Origin of the sequence: Hydrogenophaga sp. (assembly GCF_048549895.1) — a bacterium.
Lineage (GTDB): Bacteria > Pseudomonadota > Gammaproteobacteria > Burkholderiales > Burkholderiaceae_C > Hydrogenophaga.
On sequence record NZ_JBLYYB010000175.1, the window covers coordinates 1 to 9,675 of the forward strand.

9 protein-coding genes are annotated in these 9,675 nt (G+C 61.4%); all 9 read left to right on the forward strand.

Annotated features, from left to right (window positions below; all coding sequences use genetic code 11):
* Positions 1-670, forward strand: a 670-nt coding sequence (locus ACN4F8_RS17025; RefSeq protein WP_419474653.1) for an NAD-dependent epimerase/dehydratase family protein, incomplete at its 5' end; no start/stop codon positions are given.
* A 20-nt stretch (positions 671-690) separates the two neighbouring features.
* The gene (locus tag ACN4F8_RS17030) at positions 691-1,818 is read left to right on the forward strand and encodes a glycosyltransferase (RefSeq protein WP_419474654.1); all 1,128 of its coding nucleotides are present in this window, start codon (positions 691-693) and stop codon (positions 1,816-1,818) included.
* Positions 1,815-3,071, forward strand: a complete 1,257-nt coding sequence (locus tag ACN4F8_RS17035) for a glycosyltransferase family 4 protein (protein ID WP_419474655.1) — start codon at positions 1,815-1,817, stop codon at positions 3,069-3,071. The genes ACN4F8_RS17030 and ACN4F8_RS17035 overlap by 4 nt, the downstream gene beginning before the upstream one ends.
* Complete coding sequence (locus tag ACN4F8_RS17040) at positions 3,068-3,922, forward strand: dTDP-4-dehydrorhamnose reductase family protein (protein ID WP_419474656.1); 855 nt, start codon at positions 3,068-3,070, stop codon at positions 3,920-3,922. Before ACN4F8_RS17035 ends, ACN4F8_RS17040 begins: the two co-directional genes overlap by 4 nt.
* 9 nt (positions 3,923-3,931) lie before the next feature.
* Positions 3,932-4,942 carry a polysaccharide biosynthesis protein gene (locus ACN4F8_RS17045; protein ID WP_419474657.1) on the forward strand — a complete coding sequence of 337 codons (1,011 nt, stop codon included), beginning with the start codon at positions 3,932-3,934 and terminating at the stop codon, positions 4,940-4,942.
* Positions 4,935-6,062, forward strand: coding sequence for a non-hydrolyzing UDP-N-acetylglucosamine 2-epimerase (gene wecB, locus ACN4F8_RS17050; protein ID WP_419474658.1), 1,128 nt, complete (start codon positions 4,935-4,937; stop codon positions 6,060-6,062). The genes ACN4F8_RS17045 and wecB overlap by 8 nt, the downstream gene beginning before the upstream one ends.
* Positions 6,059-7,009 carry a UDP-glucose 4-epimerase family protein gene (locus tag ACN4F8_RS17055; protein WP_419474659.1) on the forward strand — a complete coding sequence of 317 codons (951 nt, stop codon included), beginning with the start codon at positions 6,059-6,061 and terminating at the stop codon, positions 7,007-7,009. The genes wecB and ACN4F8_RS17055 overlap by 4 nt, the downstream gene beginning before the upstream one ends.
* Positions 7,009-7,569 carry a sugar transferase gene (locus ACN4F8_RS17060; protein WP_419474661.1) on the forward strand — a complete coding sequence of 187 codons (561 nt, stop codon included), beginning with the start codon at positions 7,009-7,011 and terminating at the stop codon, positions 7,567-7,569. The genes ACN4F8_RS17055 and ACN4F8_RS17060 overlap by 1 nt, the downstream gene beginning before the upstream one ends.
* Before the next feature lie 5 nt (positions 7,570-7,574).
* On the forward strand, positions 7,575-9,578 hold the full coding sequence (locus tag ACN4F8_RS17065) for a polysaccharide biosynthesis protein (RefSeq protein WP_419474660.1): 2,004 nt from the start codon (positions 7,575-7,577) through the stop codon (positions 9,576-9,578).
* The last annotated feature ends 97 nt before the right edge of the window (positions 9,579-9,675 follow it).

Below are 9,675 nucleotides of genomic sequence, written 5' to 3' on the forward strand. Positions count from 1 at the left end.
GAAGGCACGCATTCGCCGCCTGATCCACTGCAGCACGATCTCGGTTTTCGGAAGGACTGCCGGGGGCTCCATCAACGAATCGACTCCGTGTAATCCCATCGATGACTACGGGCAACAGAAACTGGCGATAGAGCGTGCCTTTTTGAATGGAGTGAACGACCGTTTTGAGTTGGCGGTGCTGAGGCCTGGCGCCGTGTTCGGAGAGGGTGGGCAAGCACTGCAAACGTTGTGCAACAGCCTCGTGCACCGTTCAGGGTGGCTGAACTTCGCTCGCTCCTCCCTGTTTGGACAACGCAGCATGCATCTTGTTCCGGTAGAGAACGTTGTTGCGGCCTTGGATTTTTTGTGTCGCGTGAACCGTCCTGTACGACGCGAGGTGTTCATCGTCGCTGAAGATCACGACCCGTCCAACACATTTCGCAGAGTCGAGCAGCTGCTGATGAAGGCATTACAGGTGCCAGACTATCCGACTCACCCCGTCGCGTTACCGAAATGGGTGCTGCAAGCGATCCTTCGTCTGAGAGGTCGCAGCGAGATTGATCCGTACTGCACCTACGGATCGACCAAGCTGCGGGAGTGGGGATTCGCTCCTTCATTGGAACTTGTGGATGCATTGCAGGCATTTGGAGTGCGCTATCGAGACGGCTTGTCAACCAGAGAATCGATATGAAAGTGCTCCTGGTCAACCATTTGCTGGACACCGTCACGGGGGGCGGAACCGCTGAGCGCACGTTTCAAATCGCGCGCTTCCTCCAGCGTCAAGGCGCGCAATGCACCATCCTGACGCTGGACATCGGCAACACGGCCGAGAGGCAAAAAGAACTCGCAGACGTCAGGATGGTGGCGGCTCCGTGCATCAACCACCGATTTTTCATGCCCAGATTGTCTTCACGCGAGCTCCGTGCGTTGGTGGCCGACGCCGATGTGGTGCATCTCTCCGGACACTGGACCGTGTTGAACGCGCGGGTCTTCCGCGCCTGCCGCCAACTGGGCAAGCCCTACCTATTCAATCCCGCAGGGGCGCTGCGGCCATTCGGACGATCGCTGCTGATCAAGCGCCTGTACAACGCCTGGGTAGGCGGCCAGATCGTCACCTCTGCAGCGAAGTGCATCGCAATCACGCAGGACGAACGCGCCGATTTTCTGGCCTTTGGTATCCCCGATGCCCGGATACGTGTCATCCCCAACGGCATCGACCCCGAACAATACGATCACACCACCCGAAGCCGCCAGACGGCCAGCGCCGATATCGCAGCGGGCTTGAATGGTGCCCCCTTTGTTCTGTTCCTCGGACGGCTCAACCACATCAAAGGGCCTGACCTGTTGCTGGAGGCATTTGCCGACGTTGCCAGCCGCTTTCCAGACCACCACCTGGTGATGGCCGGGCCGGACGGCGGCCTGCTGGAGACGCTGAGAGCGAACGCTTTGGCCCACGGGCTGCAAGACCGGGTGCACTTTCCCGGCTTCCTCAGCGGCGCAAAGAAGGCGGAGGCCTTGCGCAGCGCCCGTTTGCTGGCCATCCCTTCGCGTCGCGAGGCCATGTCCATCGTGGTGCTGGAGGCGGGTGCCTGCGGATGCCCTGTGCTGTTCACCGACGCGTGTGGCCTGTCAGATCTGGCACGGGTCGGCGCCGGGCTCATGGTGGCTGTCAGCACACAGGCATTGACCGATGGGCTGACACAGGCACTGAACTCGCCAGAGCAGCAACAGCACAACGCGCATGTGCTCGCGCACATCGTTGCTGACGAGTACCTCTGGCAAGTACAGGCTGCGCGCTACGCCTCGCTGTGCAGCGACATCTTGTCGGAGCGCTCATGAGGGTGTTGCTGGTCAGTCAGTACTTTTGGCCAGAAACCTTCGGCATCAATGCATTGGTGAGGAGCCTGCAAGAACGCGGCTTGCAAGTCACCGTGCTGACCGGAAAACCCAACTATCCGGAAGGCAGTGTGTTTGCCGGCTATTCGGCTTGGGGCACATCCCGCGAGTCTTGTGACGGTATCGAAGTCCTGCGTCTTCCCTTGTTTCCACGCGGCAAACGGTCTTCAATGCGCCTGCTGCTCAACTACTTGTCGTTCATCGTGGCTGGGTCGGTCCTCGGCCCCTGGGTGTTGCGCCATCGAACATTCGATGCGGTGTTTGTTTACGCACCATCTCCACTCCTGCAGGCCTTGCCTGCGATCTGGCTTGCCCGTTTGAAACGCGCTCCCATCGCACTTTGGGTACAGGATCTGTGGCCTGAGAGCCTTTCGGCCACAGGATTTGTGCGGAATCAAAGGGTGCTCGCTATGGTGGCCTTGGTGGTGCGCTTCATTTACCGCTACACCGATCGGGTGCTTGTTCCGTCTGAAGCATTTCGTGCACCCATACAAGCTTTGACGAACGGCTCAGCGGACATTCGCTATTACCCGAACGCGTGGGTTGAAGAACCGTCAACCAATCCTCCCCCGGGAGTCGAGGCCCTGGCCAAAGAAATCGCTTCGGGATTCTCTGTGGTGTTCGCTGGCAACCTTGGAGCCGCCCAATCTCTAGACACCATCCTTGATGCTGCGGAGCGGCTTCTGAATGAAGGGGCTGACGTTCGCTTCTTCTTGATCGGAAGTGGCAGTCTGTCTGCATGGCTGAGCGAGGAGATCCAGCACCGAGGGCTTCGAAATGTGCGGATGCCAGGGCGCTTTTCGCCAACTGCCATGCCTGTGCTCTACGCTGCTGCGAGTGCTTTGCTGGTCTCGCTGCGCGACGAGCCGATCTTTGCGTACACCATCCCGAGCAAGCTGCAGGGCTACCTGGCTGCTGGTCGGCCTGTCATCGCTTCTCTCAATGGCGAAGGTGCACGAGTGGTCACCGAAGCCGGGGCCGGCGTTTCGTGCTCGGCGGGCAGCGCGTCTGCACTGGCTACAGCGGTGCGTTCGCTGGCGGAAATGGAAAGCGCGGCACTCGACAAGATGGGGGACAATGCGCGCCGATATGCACTTGCACACTTCTCGCTCGATCATTTGACCGGTGATCTGATGGAGCAGCTCAAAGAGCTTGTGGCGAAGCACAAATCCAAGATTCAGGAGAAGTCAGGTTGAAAATTTTGCTACTGGGTGCCTCGGGCATGCTGGGCAACGCCATGCTGCGCACGCTGTCGCAGGCGGATGCGTACGAGGCGTGGGGCACGGCACGGTCAACTGCTTTGTTGCGCCATTTCGACCCGTCTCTGGCGAAGCGGATCGTGACGGGAATCGATGTCGAAAATGTCGACTCATTGACCACGCTGCTGGCTGAGGTTCGTCCTGCGGCGGTGATCAACTGCATTGGGCTTGTGAAACAACTGGCTCAGGCTGACGATCCACTTTCAGCATTGCCCATCAACGCCATGCTTCCCCATCGATTGGCCCGCCTGTGCAGTCTCGTCGGGGCGCGTCTGGTGCACATCAGCACCGACTGCGTATTCAACGGCAGGAAGGGTGGCTACCGGGAATCGGACCCATCAGACGCAGAAGACCTGTACGGCCGCTCCAAGTATCTGGGGGAAGTGGACTACCCGACTGCCATCACGCTGCGCACCTCCATCATCGGGCACGAACTTGGCAGTGCACGCGGTCTGGTCGAATGGTTCCTCGCGCAGGAAGGACGGGTCAATGGCTACCGCAAGGCGATCTTCTCAGGCCTGCCCACCGTCGAGTTGTCACGCGTTGTACGGGACGTGGTGCTGCCCAGACCCGACTTGACAGGGCTGTACCACGTGGCGGCAGAACCCATCGCCAAGCTCGACCTGCTGCACCTGATTCGGGATGCCTATGGCAAGACCATTGACATCGTGCCAGATGACCACCTCGCCATCGATCGATCGTTGAACGCAGAGCGCTTCCAGGCGGCCACGGGGTACGTCGCTCCTGCCTGGCCCGACCTCATCGCGCAGATGCGCGACTTTCACTGAAAGACTTCAATGTTTAGTGGCAAGACCTTGCTCATCACCGGCGGCACCGGCTCCTTCGGCAACGCGGTATTGAGCCGTTTTCTCGACACAGACGTGCGCGAAATCCGGATCTTCAGCCGAGACGAGAAGAAACAGGAAGACATGCGCCTTGCGTTGAACAACGACAAGCTCAAATTCCACATCGGTGATGTTCGCGACCTCGACAGCGTCGCCCAAGCCATGCACGGCGTCGACTATGTCTTTCACGCCGCTGCGCTAAAGCAAGTGCCGTCGTGCGAGTTCTATCCCATGGAAGCCGTGCGCACCAACGTGCTGGGCACCGAAAACGTGATGAACGCGGCTATCTCCGCTGGCGTCAAGCGCGTCGTCGTGTTGAGCACCGACAAAGCGGTCTATCCCGTCAACGCCATGGGCATTTCCAAGGCCATGATGGAAAAGCTCATGGTGGCCAAGGCTCGCTCGCGTCTGGACGGCGAAACCGTCTTCTGCGCCACCCGCTATGGCAACGTGATGGCGTCTCGCGGCTCGGTCATTCCCTTGTTCGTCGACCAGATGCGCGCCGGCAAACCCCTGACCGTGACCGACCCGAATATGACCCGCTTCCTGATGTCCCTGGAGGATTCGGTCGATCTTGTGCTGCATGCGTTTGAGCACGCGGTGCAGGGTGACATTTTTGTGCAGAAGGCACCGGCCTCGACGGTGGGCGATCTGGCACAGGCGCTCATCAAGCTGTTCAAAAGTGAGAGCGCCATGCGCGTGATCGGCACGCGGCACGGCGAGAAACTGTACGAATCACTGCTGTCGCGCGAAGAGATGGCGCGCGCCGATGACATGGGCCGCTACTACCGGGTTCCAGCGGACGACCGTGACCTCAACTACAACAAGTATTTCGTCGAAGGCGAAACGCGCGTTTCAACGCTTGAGGACTACACGTCGCACAACACGGAGCGGCTCGACATCGAACAGGTACAGCAACTGCTGCTTAAACTCGACTTCATCCAAGGCGCGCTCCATGCTTAAAGTGATGACCATCGTCGGCACGCGACCCGAACTGATCAAGATGAGTCGGGTCATTGCCGAGTTTGATCGACACACACAACATGTGCTGGTGCACACGGGACAAAACTACGACTACGAACTCAACCAGGTCTTTTTTGATGACCTGGAGATTCGCAAGCCCGATCACTTCCTCGCGGCCGTTGGTGAGAACGCGGCACAGACCATCGGCCAGGTGATCATCAAGGCCGATGAGGTGTTGGCCCGGGAAAAGCCGGATGCCGTGATGCTCTATGGCGACACCAACTCGTGCCTGGCGGTACTTTCGGCCAAGCGACGCAAGATTCCAGTTTTTCACATGGAAGCTGGCAACCGTTGTTTTGACCAGCGCGTGCCGGAGGAGTTGAACCGCAAGGTGCTGGATCATCTGAGCGACATCAATATGGTGCTTTCCGAACACGCGAGGCGCTACCTGATTGCCGAAGGTGTTCGGCCTGAAACGATCATCAAGACCGGATCACACATGCGTGAGGTGCTCGACCACTACATGCCGAAGATCGTGACCTCCGATGTGTTGAACCGCATGGGACTGAGCAGCGGTCGTTACTTCCTGGTGAGCATGCACCGCGAAGAGAACGTCGATATACCCGAACATCTGGGTCATCTGCTCGACAGCCTGAACGCACTGGCGACTTTTTATGGGTACCCCGTGATCGTTTCGACCCATCCACGCACCCGAAACCGGCTTGAAGCCCTCAACCGCGGCACACCTCATCCATTGGTGCAGTTCGTGAAACCGTTTGGCTTTCTGGACTACAACAAGCTTCAGATGGAAGCGGCCTGCGTGGTGTCGGACAGTGGAACCATCACCGAGGAGGCTTCGCTGCTGAACCTCCCCGCCATCACCATCCGCAACGCTCACGAGCGCCCTGAAGGCATGGATGTCGGCACCTTGATCATGAGTGGCCTCCAGCAGGAACACGTGCTGGAGGCCGTCAAAGTAGTGCTGGCGCAGCACGAGCGAGGTCCTGTGTCGAGGCGGCCGGTCGCAGACTACGAGGCGCTGAACGTGTCACAGCAAGTGCTGAGGGTGGTCATGAGCTACACAGACTATGTGAACCGCACGGTGTGGCGCAAACAGTGAGCACCTTAGTCACCGGAGCAAACGGGTACCTGGGCAGTGCGTTGTGCTCCCGCGCTGCATCCAACGGGTTGCCCGTGCGCGCATGCGTCCGAACCGCGATCGAGAATTCACCGGGTACAGCCGGGAAAATAGCAGTTGGGGCTGTCGACGGAGCAACCGACTGGGCCCCTGCGCTGCATGGTTGTACCACCGTGATGCATCTCGCGGCCCGTGTGCACGTGATGGCCGAGCGTGCCAGCAACCCGCTTGTTGAGTTCCGTCGCGTCAACGTGGACGGCACGCTCAACCTGGCAAGACAAGCCGTCGCCGCCGGCGTGCGCCGCTTCGTCTTTGTCAGCTCGGTCAAGGTCAACGGCGAGTCCACAGCCACAGACCACGCCTTCAGCGCAGCCGACGCCCCCGCACCGCAAGACCCGTATGGCATCTCCAAGATGGAAGCCGAACAAGGCCTGCGCCAGATCGCTGCAGAAACGGGCATGGAGGTCGTCATCGTCCGCCCGCCCCTGGTCTACGGGCCGGGCGTCAAAGCCAACTTCGCTGCGCTGATGCGCGCCGTGCAGCGCGGCGTTCCGCTGCCCCTGGCCAGCGTCACCCACAACCGCCGCAGCTTCGTCGCCCTGGACAACCTGGTCGACCTGCTCGTCACCTGCATCGACCACCCCGCCGCCGCCAACCAGACCTTTCTGGTGAGCGACGGTGAGGATCTGTCCACCGCCGACCTGCTGCGCCGCCTCGGTCAGGCGATGAACAAGCCGGCTCGTCTCTTCCCTGTCCCGCCTTCGCTGCTCCAGCTCGGAGCGAACATCCTGGGCAAGGGCGACATGGCGCAACGCCTGCTCGGCAACCTGCAGGTCGACATCAGCCACATCCGCAACACCCTGAACTGGAGCCCACCCATTTCGGTGGACGAAGGACTGCGGCGCGCGGTGGTGGGGCTCGCGCCGTGATCAAACGCCTGTTTGACCTGGCCCTGGCCCTTCCAGCGGCGCTGGTGTTGCTGATGCCGGTGGCCAGCGTGGCGCTGACCGTGCGCCTCACTTCGCCCGGGCCGGCCTTGTACTGGAGCGACCGTGTCGGCCGCCACAACAAGATCTTCAAGATGCCCAAGTTCCGCAGCATGCGGATCGACACACCTGCGATGGCCACGCACCTGCTGCCCGACCCTGCCAGCTACCTCACGCCCATCGGCTCCTTTCTGCGCAAAAGCAGCCTCGACGAACTGCCCCAGCTGTGGAGCATCATCAAAGGCGACATGAGCTTTGTGGGCCCGCGCCCCGCGCTGTTCAACCAGCACGATCTGATCGCCTTGCGCACCGAGCACGGCGTGCACGAACTGGTGCCCGGATTGACGGGTTGGGCGCAGGTGAACGGCCGGGATGAATTGCCGATTCCGCAGAAGGTGGCGCTGGACGCCGAGTACATGCGTCGTCAAACTCTGATTTTTGACATTCGCATTCTGTGGATGACGTTTGTGAAGGTGTTGCGCCGCGACGGCGTGACCCACTGAAAACAATGAACAACAGGGATTCAGAAAACTCGGCAGCCGCCACACTGCTGGACATGCCACGCCTGGCCAAGCGGGTGGTCGCGGTTTCGGTGGACGTGTCGTTGTGCGTGCTCACCGTGTGGTTGGCCTTGTGCCTGCGGCTGGAGCACTGGGTGCGTCTGGAGCCGGTGCACGGCTGGGCCATGCTGGGCTCGGTGCTGCTGGCCTTGCCGCTGTTCGTGCGCTTCGGCCTGTACCGCGCCATCTTCCGGTACGCGGGCTGGAACGCCATGGTCAGCCTGGTGCAGGCCATGACCTTGTACGGGCTGTTTTACGCCACGGTCTTCACCGTCATCAGCGTGCCGGGCATACCGCGCACGGTGGGCGTGATCCAGCCGCTGCTGTTGATGGCCTTTGTGGGTTTGAGCCGGGTGGTGGTGCGTTACTGGCTCGGTGGTCTGTACCGCTCGGCGTTGAAGCGCAAGGACCTGCCAGGTGTTTTGATCTACGGCGCGGGCGCAGCGGGCCGACAGCTGGCCGCGGCACTGGCCCGTGGCACCGAACACCGCTTGCTGGGATTTCTGGACGACGACGAACAACTGCACGGCAACAGCCTGGACGGGCGCACGGTGCATTCACCCGCGGCCTTGCCCGAACTGATCCCCGAGCTGGGCGTGACCGATCTGCTGCTGGCGCTGCCGTCCATCACCCACCAGCGTCGCATGCAGGTGCTGGAATCGCTGCGCCATTTGCCGGTGCGGGTGCGCACCATGCCCGGCATGTCGGATCTGGCTGCAGGCCGCGTGAGCCTGAGCGACGTGCGCGAGCTGGAGATTGAAGACCTGCTCGGCCGCGAACCGGTCACACCCGACGCGACGCTGCTGCAGCGCCTCGTGCACGACAAGGTGGTGCTCATCACAGGCGCAGGCGGCAGCATCGGCAGCGAACTCTGCCGCCAGATCGCCGCCTGCCGGCCACGCACGCTGCTGCTGGTGGAAAACTCCGAGTTCGCGCTCTACCAGATCCACCACGAGATCACGGCCTTGGTGGGCAGCCAGACCGATCCACTGGATACAGAGGATGGCAGCAGCGCTGCAGCGCCCATGGCCGTCACGCTGGTGCCGCTGCTCGCCTCGGTGCAAGACCAGGAGCGCATGACACAGATCATGCAGACCTGGCGACCGCACGCGGTCTACCACGCCGCCGCCTACAAACATGTGCCGCTGGTGGAACACAACCCGGCCCAGGGCCTGCGCAACAACGTGTGGGGCACGCTGGTCTGCGCCTTGAGTGCGCAAGCGGCGGGCGTGAAGCACTTCGTGCTCATCAGCACCGACAAGGCCGTGCGCCCGACCAACATCATGGGTGCAAGCAAACGCATGGCCGAACTCGTGCTGCAGGCCCTGGCTGCCGAAGCGGGTCCGACCACGTTCTCGATGGTGCGCTTTGGCAATGTGCTGGGCTCCAGCGGCTCGGTGGTGCCGCTGTTTCGCAAGCAGATCAGGGACGGCGGACCGATCACGCTCACCCACCCGGACATCACCCGCTATTTCATGACCATTCCTGAAGCGGCCCAACTGGTGATCCAGGCTGGTGCCATGGCGCAGGGCGGTGACGTGTTCGTGCTCGACATGGGCGAACCGGTGCGCATCATGGACCTCGCGCAGCGCATGGTGGAGCTCTCGGGCCTGCAGGTGAAGACCCCCTTCAACCCCACCGGTGACATCGAGATTCACACCACAGGATTGCGCCCGGGCGAGAAGCTGTTTGAAGAGCTGTTGATTGGTGACGACCCTCAGCCCACACAACACCCCCGCATCTTGCGTGCCCGCGAAGACTTTCAACCCTGGAACACGTTTCAGCACACCCTGGAAGCGCTGAGCCTGGCGCTCGCCGCCCAGGACATTCCTGCCGCACGGGCCTTGCTGCAGCGCTGCGTGCAGGGCTATCAACCCACCGGCGAGGTGGTGGACTGGGTGCATGTGGCGACTGGCGCCATGGAACTTGAAGGCTCGCCGCCTGCGCACTGAGATCGGCATAGGGGGCCTCCATATTCGGAGGCACCCCTGCCACACCACCCGGCATGCGGGTCCGCACCGGGCGGTTCGAGAGCTTGAGGTCATGACA